The sequence below is a fragment of the Microbispora bryophytorum genome (assembly GCF_043197435.1).
Lineage (GTDB): Bacteria > Actinomycetota > Actinomycetes > Streptosporangiales > Streptosporangiaceae > Microbispora > Microbispora bryophytorum.
The window spans coordinates 395283-416445 of record NZ_JBICTF010000002.1 but is presented as its reverse complement, the minus strand read 5'-3'; the positions used below and the strand labels follow the sequence as shown (position 1 = coordinate 416445).

At 72.1% G+C, this 21163-nt stretch carries 17 protein-coding genes; 13 read left to right on the top strand and 4 right to left on the bottom strand.

Annotated elements, in window-relative coordinates:
* Positions 1 to 18 precede the first annotated feature (18 nt).
* From ACGFIB_RS06870 to ACGFIB_RS06830, 9 genes are all read left to right on the top strand, one after another.
* The gene (locus ACGFIB_RS06870) at positions 19 to 1377 is read left to right on the top strand and encodes a cation:proton antiporter domain-containing protein (RefSeq protein WP_142567748.1); all 1359 of its coding nucleotides are present in this window, start codon (positions 19 to 21) and stop codon (positions 1375 to 1377) included.
* 153 nt (positions 1378 to 1530) lie between these two features.
* Positions 1531 to 2169: a response regulator transcription factor gene (locus ACGFIB_RS06865; RefSeq protein WP_357241707.1), complete on the top strand. Its 639-nt coding sequence runs from the start codon at positions 1531 to 1533 to the stop codon at positions 2167 to 2169.
* The gene (locus ACGFIB_RS06860) at positions 2166 to 3485 is read left to right on the top strand and encodes a sensor histidine kinase (RefSeq protein ID WP_357241710.1); all 1320 of its coding nucleotides are present in this window, start codon (positions 2166 to 2168) and stop codon (positions 3483 to 3485) included. Before ACGFIB_RS06865 ends, ACGFIB_RS06860 begins: the two co-directional genes overlap by 4 nt.
* A gap of 220 nt (positions 3486 to 3705) precedes the next feature.
* A complete protein-coding gene (locus ACGFIB_RS06855; protein ID WP_393369134.1) occupies positions 3706 to 4164 on the top strand; it encodes a nuclear transport factor 2 family protein in 459 nt (152 codons plus the stop codon).
* A gap of 225 nt (positions 4165 to 4389) precedes the next feature.
* On the top strand, positions 4390 to 4893 hold the full coding sequence (locus ACGFIB_RS06850) for a hypothetical protein (RefSeq protein ID WP_393369131.1): 504 nt from the start codon (positions 4390 to 4392) through the stop codon (positions 4891 to 4893).
* Entirely contained in the window at positions 4893 to 6374 is a 1482-nt protein-coding gene (locus ACGFIB_RS06845) for a hypothetical protein (protein ID WP_357258736.1), read from the top strand. The genes ACGFIB_RS06850 and ACGFIB_RS06845 overlap by 1 nt, the downstream gene beginning before the upstream one ends.
* A complete protein-coding gene (locus ACGFIB_RS06840; RefSeq protein ID WP_393369128.1) occupies positions 6371 to 7975 on the top strand; it encodes a VWA domain-containing protein in 1605 nt (534 codons plus the stop codon). Before ACGFIB_RS06845 ends, ACGFIB_RS06840 begins: the two co-directional genes overlap by 4 nt.
* 11 nt (positions 7976 to 7986) lie before the next feature.
* A complete protein-coding gene (locus ACGFIB_RS06835) occupies positions 7987 to 9102 on the top strand; it encodes an ATP-binding protein (protein ID WP_393369125.1) in 1116 nt (371 codons plus the stop codon).
* Positions 9099 to 11930 (top strand): DUF5682 family protein, encoded by a 2832-nt coding sequence (locus tag ACGFIB_RS06830; RefSeq protein WP_393369122.1) that lies wholly within the window; start codon positions 9099 to 9101, stop codon positions 11928 to 11930. The genes ACGFIB_RS06835 and ACGFIB_RS06830 overlap by 4 nt, the downstream gene beginning before the upstream one ends.
* 132 nt (positions 11931 to 12062) lie before the next feature.
* Here the strand turns inward: ACGFIB_RS06830 and ACGFIB_RS06825 are convergent, their stop codons facing one another.
* Together ACGFIB_RS06825 and ACGFIB_RS06820 are read right to left on the bottom strand one after the other, a co-directional pair.
* Positions 12063 to 13160, bottom strand: a complete 1098-nt coding sequence (locus ACGFIB_RS06825) for a sporulation protein (RefSeq protein ID WP_393369119.1) — start codon at positions 13158 to 13160, stop codon at positions 12063 to 12065.
* Between the two features lie 104 nt (positions 13161 to 13264).
* On the bottom strand, positions 13265 to 14524 hold the full coding sequence (locus tag ACGFIB_RS06820) for an MFS transporter (protein ID WP_142567741.1): 1260 nt from the start codon (positions 14522 to 14524) through the stop codon (positions 13265 to 13267).
* A 394-nt stretch (positions 14525 to 14918) separates the two neighbouring features.
* Here ACGFIB_RS06820 and ACGFIB_RS06815 point away from each other — a divergent pair, with 394 nt between their 5' ends.
* Positions 14919 to 16367 (top strand): MFS transporter, encoded by a 1449-nt coding sequence (locus ACGFIB_RS06815; protein ID WP_357241731.1) that lies wholly within the window; start codon positions 14919 to 14921, stop codon positions 16365 to 16367.
* A 113-nt stretch (positions 16368 to 16480) separates the two neighbouring features.
* Positions 16481 to 17563 carry a lysylphosphatidylglycerol synthase transmembrane domain-containing protein gene (locus tag ACGFIB_RS06810; protein ID WP_393369116.1) on the top strand — a complete coding sequence of 361 codons (1083 nt, stop codon included), beginning with the start codon at positions 16481 to 16483 and terminating at the stop codon, positions 17561 to 17563.
* Positions 17564 to 17595: 32 nt separating this feature from the next.
* Here ACGFIB_RS06810 and ACGFIB_RS06805 read toward each other — a convergent pair whose 3' ends face one another.
* Together ACGFIB_RS06805 and ypfJ are read right to left on the bottom strand one after the other, a co-directional pair.
* Positions 17596 to 18321: a DedA family protein gene (locus ACGFIB_RS06805; RefSeq protein WP_393369113.1), complete on the bottom strand. Its 726-nt coding sequence runs from the start codon at positions 18319 to 18321 to the stop codon at positions 17596 to 17598.
* A 131-nt stretch (positions 18322 to 18452) separates the two neighbouring features.
* On the bottom strand, positions 18453 to 19394 hold the full coding sequence (gene ypfJ / locus ACGFIB_RS06800) for a KPN_02809 family neutral zinc metallopeptidase (RefSeq protein ID WP_393369110.1): 942 nt from the start codon (positions 19392 to 19394) through the stop codon (positions 18453 to 18455).
* Positions 19395 to 19686: 292 nt separating this feature from the next.
* Between ypfJ and ACGFIB_RS06795 the strand changes: the two genes are divergently transcribed.
* On the top strand, positions 19687 to 20283 hold the full coding sequence (locus ACGFIB_RS06795; protein WP_357241742.1) for a class I SAM-dependent methyltransferase: 597 nt from the start codon (positions 19687 to 19689) through the stop codon (positions 20281 to 20283).
* A gap of 245 nt (positions 20284 to 20528) precedes the next feature.
* On the top strand, positions 20529 to 21128 hold the full coding sequence (locus tag ACGFIB_RS06790) for a sugar O-acetyltransferase (RefSeq protein ID WP_393369106.1): 600 nt from the start codon (positions 20529 to 20531) through the stop codon (positions 21126 to 21128).
* Positions 21129 to 21163: the final 35 nt, after the last annotated feature.

Below are 21163 nucleotides of genomic sequence, written 5' to 3'. Positions count from 1 at the left end.
CGAGCGGAGGCGCAAGCCATGCCCGTTCCAGCTCTTCTCCCCGACCTTCTCCCAGCACAGGCGTCCGCCGCCGACCCCAACCTCGAACTGGCCCTCAGAGTGCTGCCGGCATTGGCCGTCATCCTGCTGACCGCCGCACTGTGCGGCCGGCTGGCCACTTTGGTGATGCAGCCGCGCGTGGTCGGCGAGATGGTCGCCGGCGTCCTGCTCGGGCCGACGCTGCTCGGCGCGGTGTTCCCCGACGCCCAGGCGGCCCTGTTCCCCGCCCAGGTCAGGCCGGTCCTGTACGTACTGAGCACCCTCGGCCTGACGTTGTACATGTTCCTGGTCGGGGCCGGGATGGACCACGACGCCCGGGCGCCGGGCGAGCTGCGCAAGGCGAGCGTGCTGGCGGCGTCGGGGATCATCTCCCCGCTGGTCCTCGGCGGCGCCGCCGGGCTCGTCCTGTGGGAGCGGCTGTCCCGCCCGGACGTCGGCCGGCTGGAGTTCGCCCTGTTCCTCGGGGGAGCGCTGTCGCTGACCGCGTTCCCCATGCTCGCCAGGATCCTCTACGAACGCGGGCTGCAGAACACCCGCGTCGGCCGGATCGCCCTGCTGTCCGCCTCCATCGACGACGCCGTGGCCTGGTGCCTGCTCGCGGCGCTGTCGGCGGTGCACCTCGGCGGCGGCACCGGCGACACGCTGCGCACCATCGCCCTGGCCGGGGTGTTCGCCGCGGTGATGCTCGGGGTGGTGGCTCCGCTGCTGCGTCCCCTGGGCCGCCGCGTCGCGCGTACCGGGCATCTCGGCGCCGGCGCCGTGTACGTGGTCGTGCTGGTGCCGATCGTGGCCGGGTGGATCACCGACGCCATCGGCGTCTACTCGGTGTTCGGCGGCTTCGTCGCCGGGTTGGCCATGCCGCGCCAACCGGCGTTCCGCGCCGCTCTGCACGGCCGGATGATGGACCTCGTATCGACCCTGCTGCTGCCCGTCTTCTTCGCGTTCTCGGGGCTGAACACCCATCTCGGCGGCATCACCGGGGGTTTCGCGCTTCTGGCGTTCGCGCTGATCCTGCTGCTGGCCTTCTCCGGGAAGTACTTCGGCTGCTCGCTGGCGACGCGGGCGCTGGGATTCGGCTGGCGCGAGTCCTGGGCCATGGGCGCGATGATGAACGCCCGCGGGCTGATGATCCTCATCTTCATCAACATCGGCCTGGCGCAGGGCATGATCACGCAGGAGCTCTTCGCGATGCTCGTCCTCGTGGCCGTGCTCACCACCGCGGCGGCCCTGCCGCTGTACAAACTGGCGCTGCCGGAGCGCCATGAGCCGGCGGATGCGGAAGGCGCGCAGAAACCGGCCCCGGTGGGCGCGGCGACGGGAGAAACCGGTTTCATCTAATTTCATGTGAAAGCTCGGGACAACCGCAGAACATGGGGCGGCCTCCCGGCAGCGGCAATCCGGAGTCTGGATATTTCCTGATACTGGTGCGACGGTTGGCCGGTGGCACGGATATCGGGGACATCCGAACCGCGCTCGTCGCGTCTACTGCTCGTGGAGGACGACCGTGAGCTGGGAGACATGCTGGTCGAGGTGTTCACCGGCCAGGGATACACGGTCGACCTGGCGCTGGAGGGACAGCGGGGCCTGCACCTGGCGCTGAGCCGCGGCTACGACGCGATGATCATCGATCGCGGACTGCCCGTCGTCGACGGGCTCGATCTGCTGCGGCGGCTGCGCCGGCAGGCGGTCACCGTGCCGGTGCTGATGCTCACCGCCTTCGGCGCCCTCGCCGACCGGGTCACCGGACTCGACGCGGGCGCCGAGGACTACCTGGTCAAGCCGTTCGAGATCGACGAGCTGCTGGCCCGGGTGCGCGCCCTGCACCGCAGGAACCTGGACCAGGCCGCGCTGCTGCCGCTCGGCGCCGCCTGGCTCGACTCCGCGTCCAGCACCGTACGGCTGCCGTCCGGCGAGCAGGTGACGCTGTCGGGCCAGGAGTGCCGGCTGCTCCACGCCCTGGCGGCCCGTCCGCAGCAGGTGCACACGCGCGCCTCGCTGCGGCAGCGGATCTTCGACGGCGCCAGGACCGAGTCGATCGTGGACACCTACGTCTACTACCTGCGCAACAAGCTGGGGCCCGGCGTCGTCCGCACCGTGCGGGGCGTGGGATACCGCCTGGGCGAGCTGTGACGATCAGACGGCCCTTCGACCCGGAGCGGCGCCTGCTGATCGGGACCCGCCGCCGGATCACCGCGCAGGTGGCGGCCGTGTTCTCGCTGGCGATCGCCCTCCTGGGCGCGCTGGTCTACTTCGTCGTGGTCGACGCGCAGGATGCCACCGCCCGGCGCGATCTCGCCGTGGCCGCGGCGTCGGCCCCGATGGACCACCCGCCGCCCTGCGTATGGCTGTTCGAGCTCCGGGCGAACACCCTGCGGAGCACCCCCGGGGCGCCGGAGAACCTGCCGGTGCGCGAGGCGCTCGACCGGGTCGCCGCCGACGGCCGCACCCGGGTCGAGGTCGCGGAGGCCGGCGGCAGCACCTACCTGGTCCGTACGCAGCGGCGCGGCGAGGTGCTGCAGCAGGCGGTGATGGACCTGTACTTCCCCGTCACCGAGCGGCGGCGACTGCTGCACACGCTCTGCGCGGCCGAGGTCGCGGCCCTGCTGGCGGCGTTGCTGATCGGCCAGGTCCTCGCCCGCCGGGCGATCGCGCCGCTGGGCGAGGCCCTCGACCGGCAGCGCCGGTTCACCGCCGACGTCAGTCACGAACTGCGCAGCCCGCTGACCCGGCTGCACGTCCGCGCGCAACTGGCCGCCCGGCGCCTGCGCGGGGAGCCCGATCCTCTGCTCGTCGTGGGCGACGTCGACCGGCTGGTCACCGGCATCGGGCAACTCGGCGAGGTGATCGAGGACCTGCTGCTGTCGACCCAGCTCAGGCAGCGCCGCCGGCCGTTCGGGCTCGCGGACCTGGGCGCTCTGGCGGAGGAGTCGGCCGAGGCCGAGGCGGCCCGCGCCGGGCAGCACGGGGTGACGATCGACCTGCGGCGGAGTCCGGGTGACCATGTGGTGTGCGGAGCGCCGTCCGCGCTGCGCCGGGTGATCTCCGCGCTCCTCGACAACGCGCTCCGCCACACCTCGGCGGGCGGCCACATCTGGGTGACCGTGGGTTCGGATCCGGAGACGGTTCGGCTCAGTGTGCGGGACGACGGCGTGGGGCTGGACCCGTGTGACGGCGAGCGCCTGCTCGTCAGACATGCCGGCGCGCCCCACGCCGGGGGTCTCGGTATCGGCCTGGCTCTCGTGAACGAGGTGATGGACGCGCACGGCGGCACGATCGACGTGGACGGGCGGCCGGGAGCCGGAGCCACCTTCACCATCCGTCTGCCACGGGCGGCGCCGGACCCCGCCGCGCGCCTGTCCGGGATCTTCCTGCCCCAGGAGGCGCGGAGCGCGACGAACAGAACGCCCGAGGCGACCGCCTCCGGCCCCGGCGACCCCTCCCTGTAGTCCTCCGGGAAGGGCGCAGCGGTCGCGGGCACACGGACGCTCCGCCTGGAGAGCATCCGCACCGACGCGGCCACCCTGACGTACGCGCAGTGGCCGGCGCGGAAGTCGCCGATCGCGATGCTCTCCAGGTATGCCGCCATCAGCGCGTCCTTCGATGGGTAGCACTGGTAGAGCGCATTTCCGGACAACGATCGTTGTCTCGTCCGGGGAGGAGAGCACGATGAGCACACGTCCGCCGCTTCCGCCGTTCACCGAGGACAGCGCCAGGCAGAAGGTGCAGGCCGCCGAGGACGCCTGGAACACCAGGGACCCCGAACGCGTCGCCGCCGCGTACACCGAGGACTCGGTGTGGCGCAACCGCGCGGAGTTCCTGACCGGACGGGAGGAGATCGTCGCCTTCCTGACCCGCAAGTGGGAGCGCGAGCGCGACTACGCCCTGCGCAAGGACCTGTGGACCTTCGGCGGCGACCGCATCGCCGTGCGGTTCCAGTACGAGTGGCACGACGCCGAGGGCCGGTGGTGGCGCAGCTACGGCAACGAGCTGTGGGAGTTCACCGCCGACGGCCTGATGAGCCGCAGGGAGGCGAGCATCAACGACGTGCCGATCGAGGAGAGCGAGCGGCGCATCCGCGGCCCGCGCCCCGAGTCCGAGCACGGGGCCGGCTTCCCACTCGCCTGACCGGCGGGGACGGCCCGAGGTCCGTCACCCGGCCATGCCGCCGAGGGACTCGGCGCGGAGCGCGTCCGGCCGCGCGGGCGACGACTTCTTTCGAGGTCCTCGTGTCGTCCATCGCGCTCAGGGCCGCCCAGGAGCAGCCGTCCGGATCGCTGCTCTCCTGGGCGGTCCCGCCCGTCCGGACCGGGGCGGGCGGTTTTGTCGTACGGCTCGGCTACTTTCCGGATCATGACAGACCGTTCCCCCAACGGCGCGACCGTGTGGGCGCGACACAGCAGGCTGCGGGTGGTGCCGCCGGTCCAGCCACGCAAGCTGGCGAAGGTCCCCTTCGTCGAGCTGGCCGACGGCCGGCTACAGGGCGTGGTGTCGAGCGGCTCGGACATCGGCCGGGTCTACGTCTCCTCCATCGCCGCCGGCTCCCACAACTACAACTGCAGCACCAACAACAACCGCCCCTGCGGCGGCTTGTACGGCTCGCCGTGCAAACACCTGCGGGCCCTGGTCGCCGAGGCCGTCGTGCAGTACGGCGCCGACCGCGTGGCCCGATACCTGCGGGTCGAGGTCCCCGAGGGCGCGGATCCGGCCGACTGCCTGGGCGGCGTCCACGAGCCCGCCCCCGCCGCGGTCGTGTTCAGCCGGTTCCTGCGCCACCTGGCCTACCTGGAGGTGCCCGACACGACCCTGCCGATCCCGGAGCTGCACTGGTTCCCGGCCGCGGGGACGGTGGGCTGATGCTCGCCGTGCAGCTCGCCGCCCTGCTCGGCGGTGACTCGGGAAAGGCCGGTGAGGGGGCCGAGGAGGCGCTCGCACTGCTCGACGGCTTCGACGACGCCCTGGTGCACGGCCTCGCCCGGCTCGCCGACGAGCGCGCCGAGGCGGTGGCCGCGCTGGCCGCCGCGTTCGCCGCCACCCCTCTCGGCGATCGGCTGGCGGAGGCCGCCGATGCGGTCGTGTCCGGTTCGATCACGCAGGAGCATCTGACGGCCCTGGCCGGCGGCCGGGTCGCGTTGTCCGGCGCCGTGCACGACGCCCTGCTCGAAAGCCTGGACACGGCATTGGGACGGGAACGGGAGGAATGGCCGCCGGCGCCCGATGGCCTGGGGACGACGGGCGGCGCCACGGCTCAGCCTGCCGTTGATCAGGCCGCTCAGCCCGCCGTTGAGTCGGCCGTTCAACCGGTCGGGAACGTGCTCGGTGGCGTCCGCTCCTGGCTGCGCGAGCTGGCCATCACCGGCTGGCGCGGCGTCGACCACGACCTCGTCTCCGCGGCGGACCAGATCGTCGAGGCCCTGCTCGCCGCGCCGGATCTGCGCAGGCTCGCGGTGCTGCTCGACGGCTTCGCCGCCGAGCTGCGCGCCTCCTGCCCGATCGGCTCGGCGGAGCACCTGCCGGTGCGGCGCTGGGCCGACCTGTGGACCCGCGCCCTGCTGTTGTCGCAGGACGGCGTCCTGACCGGAGAGCCCCGGCCCGCCGCTACGGTGTCGGGACGGCTGCTGGTGCTCGGCGTCGACGTGCACGAGCACGGCACCGCCGTCCAGTTCCAGGTGCACGCGGTCCTGGAGCCCGCCGACGGCGGCAGGCCCCGGCTGCTGCGCACCTCCGTCGCGGTCGCCAAGGTCGACACCATCGCCGGGCCCGCGCTGTGGAAGCTGACGCAGCGCCACAAGATACTGCTGGCCGCGCTGGCCGACCGCCGCTGCGTCGAGATCACGGACATGCCCCTGCTCGACAGCGGTGACCTCGTCTGGGACGACGACCACGCCTTCGTGAGCAAGCCCGCCGACCCGTTGGCGGCCGCCCGGCTGTGCCTGTCCGGCGCGCTCGCTCCGGCGGTGCCGCCCCTCGACCGCGTTGCCGTACGGATCGCCGAACCGGTGCTGGTGGAGGGCTACAAGGTCACCAAGGACGGCTCCTTCGACCTGGGCGGGACCGTCCTCGCCGTGGACGCGCAGCGGCTGCCCGAATGCGGTCCGCTCACGCCAAAGCTGGTGGCGGCCTCGTCGGCGTGTGTGGGGCTGGTCCGGTGGGACGCCGGCCGCTGGACGCTGCAGCCGCTCGCCGTGCAGGCGAAGGTCAAGCGGGAGGCGGTGGTGGTCGCCACCGGCGACTGGGCGCTCGGCCCCACCGACCCCAAGGCGGCCAAGGCCGAGGCCAGGGCCGCCGACGCGGTCACCGTGCTGCGGGAACGAGCCGGACGGTTACTGCGACGATGAGCGACGACATCCCCACGACCGGCGTCCCTACGGCCGATATCTGCACGACCGGCGTCCCTACGAGCGGCATCTCCGCGGACGGCATCCCCACGACCGGCATCTCCGCAGCCGGTGTCCCCACAGCTGGCATCTCCGCGGCCGATATCTCCACGACCGGCGAAGACGGTCTGACGAACGCCGACCGGAACCGGCGTCAGGTGCTCTACTGGCGGCTGCTCGCCCGGTTGTTCGACCACGAGGAGCAGCCCGCGCTGGAGACCGCCGGCGTCGCGGTCGTCGGCGACCTGGGGCTGCCCGCCGGGCTGCTCAACCCGGCCGTGTCGGTCGACTCGCTGGTGCAGCGCTTCCCCGACCTGGCCACCGAGTTCGAGACCCTGCTCACGCCGGGCGAGCATGTGCCGGGCGGTGAGGTGCGCCGGGCGGCGCTGATCTCGAAGCTGCTGCTCAACGTCTTCGCCACCGGCTCGGGTGACGTCAGCGCCACCCAGCTCGCGGCCTGGCAACGGGACGCCGCCTGGCTCAAGTGGGCCCTGTGCGCGGGCCCGGCCCCCGGATCGGGAACGGGCGCGGGGACGGGCTCGGCACCGGGAGAGCAGGACGGCGAAGCCGGGACGGGAGCAGGATCCGGCTCCGGCCACGGCTCCGGGAGCGGTCACGGCTCTGGCCCCACGGCCGGGTCCGGGCCGGGCTCCGGCGTCAGGGTCGGCGACGACGACCTGGCCAAGGCGCTGGCCGGCATCGAAGCCGGGCTGGTCAGCCGCATGCGGCTGCGCGAGGTCCTGGCGGACCCGGCCCTGGCGCGGCAGCTCACGCCCAGCATGTCGCTGGTCGAGCAGTTGCTGCGCGACAAGTCCAACCTGTCGGGGGTGGCGCTGGCCAACGCCAAGGCGCTGATCCGCAGGTTCGTCGACGAGGTCGCCGAGGTGCTGCGCACGCAGGTCGAGAAGGCCGGCGTGGGCACGATCGACCGGTCGGTGCCGCCCAAACGGGTGTTCCGCAACCTGGACGTCGAACGGACGATCTGGAAGAACCTCACCAACTGGAATCCGGAGGACCAGCGGCTCTACGTCGACCGGCTCTACTATCGGCGCACCGCGAGGCGTACCACACCGGCCAGAATGATCGTGGTGGTCGACCAGTCCGGTTCCATGGTCGACGCGATGGTCAACTGCACCATCCTGGCGTCCATCTTCGCCGGGCTGCCCAAGGTCGACGTGCACCTGGTCGCGTACGACACCCGCGCGCTCGACCTCACCCCGTGGGTGCACGATCCGTTCGAGGTGCTGCTGCGCACTCAGCTCGGCGGCGGCACCGACGGCACCGCCGCCCTGGCCCTCGCCCAGCCGAAGGTCGCCGACCCCCGCAACACGGTGGTCGTGTGGATCTCCGACTTCTACGAGTGGAACTGTCCCGCCGTCTACGCCGGGATGGAGGCGCTGCACCGATCCGGCGTACGGATCATCCCCGTGGGCTCGGTGGACAGCGGCGGCCAGCAGAGCGTCAATCCGTGGTTCCGGCAGAAGCTCAAGGACCTGGGCACACCGGTGATCTCGGGCCACATACGCAAACTCGTGTTCGAACTCAAGAACTTCCTCGCCTAGGAGACCCCCACATGACCAACGAGATGCTTCGCGCGCCCGCCGAGGTGAAGTACGCCGAGGAGCTCGACTGGCTGGAGTCGGTCGACGACGGCCCCAAGCCGTTCTCCTGGCGGCTCAGCCCCCGCATGGTCCGGCTGTTCGTGCTCGGCAGCGAGCGGTCCGACGGCCTGGACCGCGAGATCCCCCAGAAGTGGTTCGGCGACCGGAGCTTCGTCGAGCGCAGCATCGTGACGCTCGCCTCCGACCGCGGCCTGCTGCTGATCGGCGACCCGGGCACCGGCAAGAGCTGGCTGGCCGAGCTGTTGTCCGCCGCCATCTGCCGCGACTCCACCCTGGTCGTGCAGGGAACGGCGGGCACCACCGAGGACCACATCAAGTATTCGTGGAACGTCTCGATGGTGATCGCCAAGGGCCAGTCCCGCGAGTCGATGATCCCCTCGCCGATCATGACGGCGATGGAGCAGGGCATGATCGGTCGTTTCGAGGAGCTGACCCGTTCCACCAGCGACGTGCAGGACGCCCTGATCTCGATCCTGTCGGAGAAGTACGTCTCCATTCCCGAGCTGGACACCGACAACACGGTGTTCGCCAGGCCCGGGTTCTCGATCATTGCCACTGCCAACAGCCGGGACCGGGGCGTCAACGACCTGTCCTCCGCGCTGAAACGGCGGTTCAACTTCGTCCGCATCCCCGTGGTGACGAGCAAGACCAGCGAGGCGGAGATCGTCCGCTTCCGCACCACCGAGTTGCTGCGCCGGCACCGCATCGAGCTGGACGTGCCGCCCGCGCTCCTCGACATCCTGCTGCAGAGCTTCGCCGACCTGCGCGCCGCGGCGGTGTCGGCCACGAGCGAGGACGAGAAGCTGGAGTCCGCCCTGTCCACCGCCGAGCAGATCGGCGTGCTGGAGGACGCCATCCTGCACAGCCACTTCTTCGGCGACCGGACGCTACGCGCCGAGACGCTGGGCGGCGCGCTGGTGGGCTCGTTGGCCAGGCGCGCCCCGGAGGACCTGGCCATCCTCAACAAGTACTGGCACGGCGTGGTCGAACCCCGCAGCAAGAACGACGGCGGGGAGTGGACGCGGTTCCTCGACGGCGGCCGGCAGACGATCTCGACGCTGTCATGAGCACCTTCGACGCCCTGCGCGAGCAGCTTCTCGACGCCGCCACGGCCTTCTCGGGCGACGGCGACGCCCTGGCCGGCATCCTGTCCGGCATGGTCGACGACGTCGACCGCATGCTGCGCGAGGAGCTGGAGATCTTCCCGGTGTGCCACCACTCGCCGGCCTCCGCCCTGGCCATGACCCGGCGGCTGCGCGACAGGCGGCCCAAGGTCGTCTACCTGGAGTTGTGCGAGGACCTGCGCCCCCTCCTGGACGAGCTGCGCAACTGCCGGCTGCCGGTGGCACTGCAGGCGTTCGCGACCCAGCTCGACGGGTTCCCGCCCGGCTCCGGGCCGCTCAGCGTGATCGCGCCGGTCACGGAGGCGTCGGCGGAGTATCAGGCCATCGCGTACGCGCTCGACACCCCCGGCGTCGAGATCGTGCTGGTCGATCGCTCGGTGGACCACGTCTTCCAATGGCTGCCCCGGGAAACGGACGGCCCGGCCGGTCCGGCTCCGGAGGAGTCCGGCTCCGCCGACGACGGGCACGGTGACGAGGTGGCGCTGCACGGGGACGCCGTGGGCGTGGAGATCGGCGACCTGCGTCCGCGCTTCGCCGAGCTGGAAAAGCACCTGCTGCACCACGGCAAGGTGCGGCACTGGTCGGAGTGGTGGGACCAGTACGTCGAACAGCCGCTGACCGGGGCCGACTACGGCACCTACCGCCAGGCGATGGCGCTGGTCGGCAGCCTGTTCCGGCGGCTGCGCCCCGACGGCGACGGACGCCTGGCCGTCGACGAGGAACGCGAGCGCCACATGTGGGCGCGTATCCGCGAGCACCTCGCCGCGTCGGGCGCGGACCCCGCCGACTGCCTGTACGTGTGCGGAGCCTTCCACGCGGTCAGTACGGTCGCCGAGTTCGGCCTGCGGTCCGAGGCGCCGCCGTACGAGATCAGCCCGCGCACGGGCACCCACTGGCTCTACGGGCTGATCCCCTCCAGCCACTCCGCGATCGAGGCGCAGTTCGGCCTGGCCCGGGGCTCGGTGTCCATCGCCGCCGCCACCTGGGCCAAGGCGGTCAAGCGTGGGGGCCTCACGCCCCACCGGCTGGAGGGGCAGCAGGGCGGGTCCGGCAAGCGGACCACCAAAGCCACCAAAGCCACCAACGCGACCGGTCCCGCCGGCCCCGCCGCCGCACCGCCCGCCGCCGAGCCGTCGGCCGACCGGCTGACGGGGTTCCTCGCCGGCCCGCCCGCGCTCGACGGCCTGGACGAGGACGAACTGCGCGGATGGTGCGTCGACATCGTGCGGCTGGCCCGCCGCAACGGCTATCTGGCCAGCACGGCCGACGCCATCGCCGTGTTCGAGACGTCGATCCTGCTCGCCGGCGTGCGCGGCCGGGCCAGGCCCACGCCGTACGACTTCGCCGACGCGGCCGTCACCTGCATCGAGAAGGACGTCGTGCCGGGCCGCCGGGACGTCCGCCGCCTGTGCGAGATCCTCCTGGGCGGCGACAAGATCGGGATGGTCGGCTACGCGGCGCTGCCCCCACTGGTCCGCGACGTGCACGACCGGCTGGAGCCGCTCGGGCTGGACCTGACCAGGCGCACGCAGCAGCGGGTGCTGCTCGACCTCAAGGCGGATCCCGAGCTGGAGCCGTGCTCCGATCTGCTGTGGACGCTGCGCTACCTGCTGCCCGACGGCGCGATCCGGCCGATCATGGGGGCGCGCCGCCTCGGCGAACGGCCGATCCAGGAGAGCTGGGACGTGGCGCTCGGCCGGCACCAGCGGGAGATCATCGAGCTGGGCTACGAGGGCGTCACGGTCGAACAGGTGCTGGAGCAGCGGCTGCGCCGCACGGTGTGGGACCCCCAGGCCACGGCGGGAGTCGCGCTCGCGGCCGTTGAGGACGCCATCCTCTACCTGGGCGGCCGCCGCCTCCCGAGCGAGCTCGGCGCCCGCGCCGTCGAGCTGCTGGCCGCCGAGCGCACGGTGGACGACGCACCCGAGGTGCTGCGCAGGATCAGGCGGCTGCTGACCTACTACCGGGCGAGCGAACCGGAGCTGCCCGCCTGGTGCGAAGACTTCGTCACGGCCGGATACGCCCACTACTGCACACTGCTGCCCACCGCCTTCGCCGACGACGACACCGGCGTGCGTCAGGTCGGCGCGATGCTCGGCTTCCTGTTCACCCTGGAGGGCCTCGCGCTGTCGCTGGGCTGCGACCGGGCCCAGCTCGAACTGGCCGTACGGCAGTCGCACCCGCGGGCCCCGGCCAAGGTCGCGCTGCTGTGGGCGGCGCAGACGCAGCTGGGCCTGCTGACCAGGGAGGAGCTGCGCGCCCGCTGTGACGAACTGCTGGCCAACCCGCTCGTCGTCCCGGCCTATCCGCTCTACGTGAGCGGGTTCGTCCAGGCGCTCGAACCTGTCCCCGGCCTCGCGCCGTTCGTGGTCGAGGCGCTGTCGAAGGCCTTCGCGCGGCTGCCCGACCCCGTCCTGCTGCCGTGGCTGCCGACGCTGATCACCACGTTGCGCCGGCACGCGCCGGAGCTGGTCCCCGTGCTCGTCCGTGAGGCCGGCCGGACCTTCCCCGGCACCCTGGCCGAGCTGGACGCCTGGACCCCGCCGTGGGAACGGCCGGCCGCACCGCCGCGCAGGGCCCGTGCGGCGCCCCTGCCGAGCGGGCCGGTGCCCGCGCTGCTGACCCGGCACCCGGCGACGACCGGCGCGGTCGCCGCGCTGCTCGGCTGCACGGCGGAGTGGGGGAGCCGGCAGGAGAACGGCGAGGTGGCGGCCCTGATCGCCCGGCACCCGATGACGACCGGGGCGGTCGCCGATCTGCTCGGCGCGTGAGCCTGCGCCCGCGGCTTCATCCGGTGGCGGCGTTCTCGACCCGAACTCGGCGGCGCCCCCCGACGGCGGCGCCCCCCGACGGCGGCGCCCCCCGACGGCGGCGTGCCGGGCGGAGGGGCGGCCGGCGGGGGGTTACCAGTCGCCGTCCCCGCCCTCGTCCTCGTCGTCCTCGAAGATCTCTTCGATGACCTCGCCGGCCACCAGGCCGCCGACGACCCCGGCGGCGCCGGCCGCGGCCACCACGCCCCAGCCGGGGCCACCGCGCTGCTCGTGGTGACCGTGGGGATGGTGGTCCTCGTAGTGGCCGCCGTGCCCATAAGCGGGCCCATGAGCGGGCCCATAGCCGTGCCCGTGTTCCCCGTGCCCATAAGCGGGCCCATAGCCGGGCTCACCGTACGGTGCGCCGTGATGGTCGCCGTACGGTGCGCCGTAGGGGGCGCCGTGGGGAGCGGCGTGCCGGGTGCCGTACTGGGCGAGCCCGGTCAGCCAGCGGTCGAGCTCGCCGGGCCAGTCCATGCGCGCCGCGTCCTCGTGACTGACACGGAAGCGGCCGATGGCGTCGCCGGAGTAACGACCGGCCCGCTTGTCGGCCTCCAGGATCACCTCCAGACCCGCGGGGTCGGCCACGAAGGTGAGCTCGGCCTCCCCCACCACACCGGCGTGCCGCGGGGGCGGGTAGAACTCGATCTCCTGGTAGAACGGCAGCTCCTGGCGCACGCCGTACAGGTGGCCGGCCTCGAGATCGGCCGACTTGAAGGCGAAACCGAGCTGGAGGAGCGCCTCCAGGACGCGGAACTGCGAGGGGAGCGGCTCGACGGCGATCGGGTCGAGGTCGCCCTTGTCGACGGCCTTGGCGATGGCCACCTCGGTGCGTACGCCGAGGGCCATGCCGGTCAGGCGCTGCCCGTCGATCTCACTGATCGGGGTCTCCCACGGCACCGGGATCTGGAAGGGGACGCTCCGGTTCTCGCCCTGGCGGAGGGTGAACGGGCCGGACACCCGGGCACGGGAGAACTCGCCGAGCCCCCCGCTCTCGCCGTCGCCGTGCTCGATCTCCACCGCGGCGACCAGGCCGAGAGTGATGTCCTCGATCTCGGCGTCGAAGTCGCCGCCGGTCAGGCGCACCTCGCCCGTGAGCACGCCGCCCGGCCGGACTCGCGGGGTGGTCAGCACGGTGTCCACCGAGGGGGCGCCCACTCCGAGAGCGCCCAGCATCCGCTTGAAGACCACGTATTTCTCCCTGTAGACGATCGATGAGGTGTGTCAGCCGCCCACCTGAACGATCAAGGGCCATGGCCGGGTTCCGCCCGCCGGTAAAGACCGCCCCGAGGTGATCAAGATCTCGTCGGCACGGCCCGTACGTCCGGGACCCGGAGCTCCCGCACCCCCGGGAAGAGCACGGCCAGCATGGAGACCAGCACCACCATCGCGCCGCACCCGATCAGCGCGGGCTGCGCGCCGACCGTGACGGCCAGCGGACCGGCCAGCAGCATGCCCAGGGGCCCGAGCATCAGGGAACCGAGCGAGTCGTAGGAGCTGACCCGCGACAGCGACTCGCCCGGGATCTCCCGCTGGACCGTGGTGTTCCACAGCACGCCGTAGATGTCGAAGCAGACGCCGGCGACGAGGGCCCCGCTCACGATGGACCACAGCGGCGCGCCGACGCCGAGCAGCACGTACGGCGCGGCGGTGGGCAGGGTGAGGAGCGTCGCGACCATGACGGGCCGCCGGGGACGCAGCCGGAACGCGAGGACGACCCCGATGGCCATTCCGACGGCCTCGCCGGCGAGGACCGCCGACCAGGCGGGAGCGCCGCCCATGTGCTGCCTGGCGACCAGAGGGCCGAGCACGCCGTACGCCGCCTGCACGGCCATCATCAGGATCGAGAACTGTGCCACGGCCACCCACAGCCACTGCCGGGAGACGAACTCGCGCCAGCCGTCCCGCAGATCGGCCAGCACCGAGTGGGCGCCACCGGGTGAGCCTTGACCGGGGGAACCGCGGAGCATCGTGACCAGCACGGCGGCGACGGCGAACATGACGCCGCTCGTCATCAGCACCCAGCCGCTGCCGATCAGGACCACGGCGCCGCCGCTGAGCACGAGACCCGCCATCTTCGAGACGTTGGTCCCCATCCCGAGCAGGGCGTTGGCACTGTGTAACCGGCCGGGCGGGACCACGTCGCGGATGATCCCGGTCAGCGCCGGGAACAACATGGCGCCGGCGATGCCGCTGACGGCGCTCGCCACCAGGAGCGGGGGGAGTGGCGCCCACTTCGTCAGCATCATCGCGGCCAGGCAGAGGTGGGCCGCCGCGTTGACGGACTCCGCCGCGGTCATCACCCGGTGCCTCGGCATCCGGTCCGCGACGACCCCTCCGAGCAGGAGGAAGGCCACCATCGGCAGCGCCTGGGCGGCGAGGACCGCCGACAGCGTCGTCGCCCTCGCACCGGGCAGCGCGAGGACGCCGAAAGCGAGGGCGATGGGAGCGAAGCCACTGCCCAGCACCGAGACGGTGCGAGCGGCGAGCAACAGGGCGAACCGCCGCTCCCTGACCATGGCCAGATCGCCGCCGAGCCCGTACGCGTCGCCCATCCGGAGCGGCGGGGAGCCCGGCTCTCGCCCCTGATGTTCTCGCCGGCCGGAATTCGTCCCGGTTTCCGCGGCCGGATCGGCGCCTGGCGCCGGGAAGGGCCCTCGCCGGGTGTTTCCGGCCCTGTCGACGTCACGAGAAGGTGCCCTGTCCATCAGCCGCCCTCCGCACGAGATCAGTACGTGGTGGGCGCCCGCGCCTCGGACCGGCCGTCCGCGCCGCGCTTCGGGTTCCTCCTGCGGCCTGTCCTGGATCGGACTCCGGCCCCCACTCGCGCCCGGTATCCGTCGGCCCCGCTCGAACACCGAGGGCCCGGAGAGGGATTGATGCCCGTGTATCCCGCGCCACTCCTGATATGGCCGGATACAGCGTCATATCCTGCGAAAAGGGGGTGACATGTTCGGGCAAATCAGCACCGACATCCCCGGACGGCTGGACCGGCTCCCCTGGGCTCGCTGGCATTGGATGGTGCTGCTCGGTCTCGGCACCGTCTGGATCCTCGACGGCATCGAGGTCACGATCGTCGGCGTCATCGGCCCGAGGATCACCGAGCCGGGCAGCGGACTGGGGCTCACCGAGAGCCAGGTCGGGATCGCGGCCGGGATCTACATCGCCGGCGCCTGCGCCGGCGCGCTCCTGTTCGCCCACCTGACGGACCGCTTCGGACGTACGAGGATCTTCCTGGTGACGCTCGCCCTCTACCTGGCCGCCACCTTGGCCACCGCCTTCTCCCATCACGCGTGGGACTTCTACCTGTGCCGGTTCTTCACCGGCATGGGCATCGGAGGCGAGTACGCCGCGGTCAACTCGGCGATCGACGAGCTCATCCCCTCGCGGGTGCGCGGGAGGGTCGACCTCGCGGTGAACGGCTCCTTCTGGCTCGGCACGGTTCTCGGCGCCCTCATCGCGATCCCGGTGCTCAACATGAGCATGCTCCCGACCGACCTCGGCTGGCGTCTGCTGTTCGGGCTCGGCGCGCTGTTCGGTTCGGTGATCCTGCTGGTACGGCGGCTCGCGCCGCCGCCGGAGAGCCCACGCTGGCTGCTGATCCACGGTCGCGTGCGGGAGGCGGAGGAGACGATCGGTCACATCGAGGCGACGGTGCGGGAGCAGGCCGGCCGGAGGCTCGATCCGCCCCGCGCCAGGATCAGGATCACCCCGCGGAGGTACACACCGCTGACCGAGGTGGCCGCCACCCTGATGCGCCGATATCCCCGGCGGACGGCGGTCGGCCTGCTGCTGTTCGTGGGCCAGGCGTTCCTCTACAACTCCATCTTCTTCACCTACGCCCTGGTCCTCTCGACGTTCTTCACCGTCCTGGACGACGACACGCCCTGGTATCTCATCCCGATCGCGATCGGCAACTTCCTCGGTCCGGTGCTGCTGGGCCGGTTCTTCGACTCGGTCGGACGCCGTCCGATGATCGCCGGCACGTACGGGACATCGGGGGTGCTCCTGCTCGGGACGGCCGCGCTGTTCCAGGCGGACCTGCTGTCGCCGGAGACACTCACCATCTGCTGGATGGCGGTGTTCTTCTTCGCCTCGGCCGGGGCGAGTGCCGCGTACCTGACGGTCTCGGAGATCTTCCCGATGGAGACGCGGCCGGTGGTCATCTCGTTCTTCTACGCGCTCGGCACCGGCCTCGGAGGCATCGTCGGCCCCGTGCTGTTCGGCCACCTGGTGGAGAGTCACAGCGTGGGCAACGTCGTCGTCGGATACCTCATCGGGGCTGTCCTGATGATCGCCGCCGGGCTCGTGCAGTGGTTCATGGGAGTGGAGGCGGCTCGCCGTTCGCTGGAGGACGTCGCCGAGCCGCTGGGCGCGGAAGGCCCGCGAACGGTCTGATCGGCGCTGCCGTAAATTTGCCGCCCATTTTGCTCAAAACGCATGTTTGGGATTGTTCTTCATTTGACTCGCTAATCCGGATGAAGCGGACAGGGTGGAGGTGGCGAACCGGCGTGGAGACCATTTCAGCGGCGGCAGAGGCGGAGGCGGACGCGGGGGCGGACGCGGGGGCGGACGCGGGGGCGGAGGCGGCGACGGGCCGCGCGCCCCGGAGCAGGGTCGTCATGTCGCTGATCTCCCTGGCGCTGGCGGCCGTGCTCATCTCGTTCCTTCCGCACATCACCGGAGTCACCTGGGGGCAGCTCGACGAGCGCCTGGTGCGGATCGGCTGGGGCGCGATGGCGGTGCTCACCGGGGTGTGGGCGGCCGGGCTGTGGGCGTACTCGAACGTGCTGAGCGACTCCCTGCCCGGGTTGAGCAGGCGCCGGGCGCTGCTGGTCAACTGCGTCGGCAGCGGCGCCAGCAACATGCTGCCGTTCGGCGGGGCCGTGGGCGTGGCCATGACCTTCACCATGATGACCAGGTGGGGCTTCGGACGGCGGCCGGTGGTGGCGTCGACGGTCGTGACGGGCGTGTGGAACCTGCTGTCCCGCTTCCTGCTCCCCGCCGTGGGACTCGGCTGCCTGCTCGGCGCGGGATACATGCCGGATCGCCGGCTCGCGACGGCCGCAGGGGTCGGCGGCGCGTTGCTCATCGGCGTCGTCGTCGCCATGACGGCCGCCCTCCACCGGGAGGCGGTGGCCGACCTGCTGGGGCGGGGCCTGGATCGGGTGGTCCGATTCCTGCCGCTCAGGCGAAAGCCGTGCCTGCGCGACTTCCTGCTCGACCTGCGTCACTCCACCATCGAGATCACTCGTACGCGGTGGCCCCGGCTCACGCTCGGCATGGTCGCCTACATGGCGCTGCAGTGCGTGCTGTTCATCGGATGCCTGCGCGTGACCGGTGCCGAGGTCGCCGTCCCCGAGGCGGTCGCGGCCTTCGCGATCAACCGGGTGCTGACCACCGCCGTCATCACACCCGGCGGATCGGGGATCAGCGAGTCGGCGACCGCGCTGGCGCTGATCGGCTTCGGCGTCGCACCTGGGGCGGCCACGGCGGCGGTGCTGCTGTTCTGGTTCTTCGCCCACCTGATCGAGATCCCGGTGGGCTGGTTCGCCTGGAGCATCTGGTCGCTGACCGCACGGGCGCGGCCGTGAGCCGCCGGCCGGCGTGCGGCGCGGGGGTCGAGCTACCTCTGCACCGGGCGGCCGGAGGGCGTGGCCCTGGCGCGCTCCGCCCTGGCACACTCCGCCCTGGCACACTCCGCCACGACAGACTCCGCCCCGACAGACTCCGCCACGACCGGCGTTCGGGGCCGGGTCAGCCGGTGGACGCCCAGGCCGGCGGCGGCCAGCGCGACCAGGCCGGCCGCGACCAGGAGACCGACACGCCCGGAGAACTGCTCCACCAGCTCGTACGAGCTCCCCGCGGCGTACCCGAGCGCGACGGTGCCCGCCCCCCAGGCCAGCCCGCCGGGCACCCCGTAGGCGAGGAATCTCGCGTACGGCAGGCGTCCCATGCCGGCCAGCATGGGGACCAGGGCGCGCAGCAGACCGACCCAGCGGCCGAACAGGACGGCCCATCCACCGCGCCGCCGCAGGTAGTCCTCCGTGCGGTCCCATCGCTCCGCGCTCACCCGGCGGCCCAGCCGGCTGGCGCGCACGCGAGGCCCCAGCCGCCTGCCGATCCGGTAGCTGATCGAATCACCGGCGACCGCGCCCACGCCGGCCACGACCATCATGACGAGCAGGCTCACGTGCCCCGTGAAGGCGAGGAAACCGGCCATCAGCAGGGTGATCTCACCCGGCACCACGAGCCCGACGAGCGCCCCCGTCTCCGCGCAGGCCATCAGCCCGACCACCAGGTAGGCCCATGGGCCCGCCATCGCCATGAACTGGTGCAGCCCCTGCGTCATCGGATGCCCCCCGCCGCCGCGACGACTGTCTCCCCACAATGCACGCCCTCCCCACAATGCACGTCACATGGGGAACGCCAGTAGTTCGAGGCGGGAAAGCCTCAGTAAGCGTCCAGGCGGCAGGGAAAACGTCAGACCGCGCCGGAGAACGTGTCGCACCGGGCGGGAGAGCCCGTCGTATAGCCCGTGGTGAACCATTTGACCCGCTGCTGGGAGCTCCCGTGCGTCCACCCCTCGGGGTCCACCCTGCCCCGGGAGCGCTCCTGGATCCTGTCGTCGCCCACCGCCGCCGCGGCGTCCAGGGCCTCCTGGATGTCCGCCTTGGTGAACGGGCTCTCGTAGAACCCCGTGTCCACCGCGTTCTTCGCCCACACCCCGGCGTAGCAGTCCGCCTGAAGCTCAAGCCGTACGGAGGCGCTGCCCGCGCCCTGGCTGTCGCCGGCGGCCCGCCGGTTGGTGCCGAGGATGTTCTGCACGTGGTGGCCGTACTCGTGACCGATCACGTACGCCTGGGCGAAGGGCCCGCCCTTGGCGCCGAATTCGCTCTCCAGCTCCTTGAAGAAGCCGAGGTCGAGGTAGACCCGGCTGTCGGCCGGGCAGTAGAAGGGGCCGACGGCCGAGCTCGCCTGGCCGCAGCCCGTGCTCACGGCGTTGGTGAACAGGACGGTCCGCGCGTTGCGGTACGACTGCCCGCCCCGCTCGGTGAAGGCGTCCCGCCAGTATTTCTGGACGCTGTTGACCACCCCCACCACGCGGCACTTCTCCGACTGGTCCGCGTCGCTGCCCTTCTTGCACTCGCTCAGATCTCGGGAGGTCGGATCCGAGGCCGGGCGCGCGCCCGTGGACCCGCCGGACGAGGAGCCTCCACCGCTGAGGAGATCGGCCGGGTTGACCCCCAGAACCAGGGCGACGACCAGGGCGACGACACCGACGACGCCCCCGCCGATCGCGAGCCCGCCGCCGGGGAACCCGCCACCTGAGAACCCGCCACCTGAGAACCCGCCACCTGAGAACCCGCCGCCGCCCTCCTCCACCTGTGACGCGTCGAGATCCACGTCGTCGCGGAAGTCCATCACGCCCGCCTTCCTGTCCCGGGACCAGCCACGTCCTATGATCCCCGACGCGCCGCACCGGGAGCGGGCGCAGTTGTCGATCTACCGGCGTAGGCGGGGCCGATCCCCACCTGGCGCTCGGACCTCGCCCGGCGGTCCCTGCCGGCGTGCGGAGCCCGGATCGTCATCCCCGGCAGTGCGGGCAGCGCCCTGTCCGAGCCCCTCTGGGGCGGCCGGCCGCCCGGCTTCGTGACGAGGCCCGGACCGTGGTCGAATCGTTCATCCACCTCCTTCCGCTGAGGAGCCGCAGACCATGAACGATCGATCCCTTGAGGAGACCAGGGAGTTCTTCGCCGCGAGGGCGGCCACCTGGGAGGAGAAGTATCCCGACGACGGCCCGGCCTTCGCCGCCGCGATCGCCGAGATGGCCCTGCCCGCCGGGGGGCTGGTCCTCGACGCCGGATGTGGAACCGGCCGTGCGTTCCCCCTGCTGCGGGACGCGGTCGGGGCCGCCGGGCACGTGGTGGGCGTGGACGTCACCCCGGAGATGATCCGGTCCGGTCGCGAGCGGGGACGGGGCGAGTTCGGCCGGCTGGTGATCGCCGACGTCGGGCGGCTTCCACTCCGCGACGGCGTGGCCGACGGCGTGCTGGCCTCCGGGCTGATCTCCCACGTTCTCCTGCCGGCGGCCGTGCTGTCCGAGCTGGCCCGGGTGACCCGCCCCGGCGGGATGCTGGCGTTGTTCCACCCCGTGGGCCGCGCGGTGCTCGCGGCGCGGCGTGGCCGCACCCTGACCCCCGCCGACATACGGGCCGAGCACAATCTCCGTCCCCTGCTGGATGCCGCCGGCTGGACCCTGCTCGACTACGACGACACCGAGGAGCGCTACCTGGCGCTGGCACGGAGATGAGCGACCGATGACGCGGGTGACGTGGGTGACGGGGGTGACGGGGTGACGGGGTGACGGCCCAGGAGGAGATCGCCGCCGGCGCTCGCGCGAACGCTGCGGACCACGCTCTCCGCAGGAGAGGTCCCGTCAGCGGCGGTCGTCGGTTCCGCGACACTTGGTCCTCGACGAGTGCCCGAATCGGCGCCTGCGCGGCCCGGCTCGAAGGCGACCGCGCAGCCGACGAGGACCGAACGCAGGAGACGACCGTGAGCCTTGAGGCACAGCGCGCCCACATCCTCACCGGGCGGATGTACAACGACCTGACCGGCGAACTGGTCGCCGCCCGGCAGCGTGCCGTGCTGCTCACCAACGCCTACAACGACAGCTTCGGCGCTCCCCAGGCCCAGCGCGAGGCCCTCCTCCGTGACCTGCTCGACCACGTGGGCCCCGGCGTGCACTTCGAGCCCACCTTCCGGTGCGAGTTCGGCTACAACATCACCGTCGGCGCCGGCTTCTACGCCAACTTCGACGCCGTCATGCTCGACGGCGCACGCATCACGATCGGCGACAACGTCCTGCTCGGGCCGCGCGTGAGCATCTACACCTCCAACCACGCCATCGATCCCGACGAGCGCGTCGCGGGGGCCTGCTACGCCAGGCCCGTGACCATCGGCGACAGCGTGTGGATCGGGGGTGGAGTCACCATCAACCCCGGCGTGACCATCGGCGACGGCGCGATCGTCGGCTCCGGGGCCGTCGTGACCCGAGACGTCCCCGCACGCGTCATCGCCGCCGGCAACCCCGCCCGGGTCCTGCGCGAGATCACCGAGCGGGATGCCACCGGCTGGCGCCCCGACGCCCTGTAACCGCGCCCGACACGGCGACGTCGAGCCCACTTGTG

Bases quoted from the DNA above. Each gene is read 5' to 3' on its own strand.
- ACGFIB_RS06850 (WP_393369131.1), top strand. From the start codon at position 4,390: ATGACAGACCGTTCCCCCAACGGCGCGACCGTGTGGGCGCGACACAGC.
- ypfJ (WP_393369110.1), bottom strand. From the start codon at position 19,394: ATGGACTTCCGCGACGACGTGGATCTCGACGCGTCACAGGTGGAGGAG.
- ACGFIB_RS06805 (WP_393369113.1), bottom strand. From the start codon at position 18,321: ATGACGCAGGGGCTGCACCAGTTCATGGCGATGGCGGGCCCATGGGCC.
- ACGFIB_RS06795 (WP_357241742.1), top strand. From the start codon at position 19,687: ATGAACGATCGATCCCTTGAGGAGACCAGGGAGTTCTTCGCCGCGAGG.
- ACGFIB_RS06870 (WP_142567748.1), top strand. From the start codon at position 19: ATGCCCGTTCCAGCTCTTCTCCCCGACCTTCTCCCAGCACAGGCGTCC.
- ACGFIB_RS06815 (WP_357241731.1), top strand. From the start codon at position 14,919: ATGTTCGGGCAAATCAGCACCGACATCCCCGGACGGCTGGACCGGCTC.
- ACGFIB_RS06835 (WP_393369125.1), top strand. From the start codon at position 7,987: ATGACCAACGAGATGCTTCGCGCGCCCGCCGAGGTGAAGTACGCCGAG.
- ACGFIB_RS06845 (WP_357258736.1), top strand. From the start codon at position 4,893: ATGCTCGCCGTGCAGCTCGCCGCCCTGCTCGGCGGTGACTCGGGAAAG.
- ACGFIB_RS06840 (WP_393369128.1), top strand. From the start codon at position 6,371: ATGAGCGACGACATCCCCACGACCGGCGTCCCTACGGCCGATATCTGC.
- ACGFIB_RS06855 (WP_393369134.1), top strand. From the start codon at position 3,706: ATGAGCACACGTCCGCCGCTTCCGCCGTTCACCGAGGACAGCGCCAGG.
- ACGFIB_RS06820 (WP_142567741.1), bottom strand. From the start codon at position 14,524: ATGGGCGACGCGTACGGGCTCGGCGGCGATCTGGCCATGGTCAGGGAG.
- ACGFIB_RS06830 (WP_393369122.1), top strand. From the start codon at position 9,099: ATGAGCACCTTCGACGCCCTGCGCGAGCAGCTTCTCGACGCCGCCACG.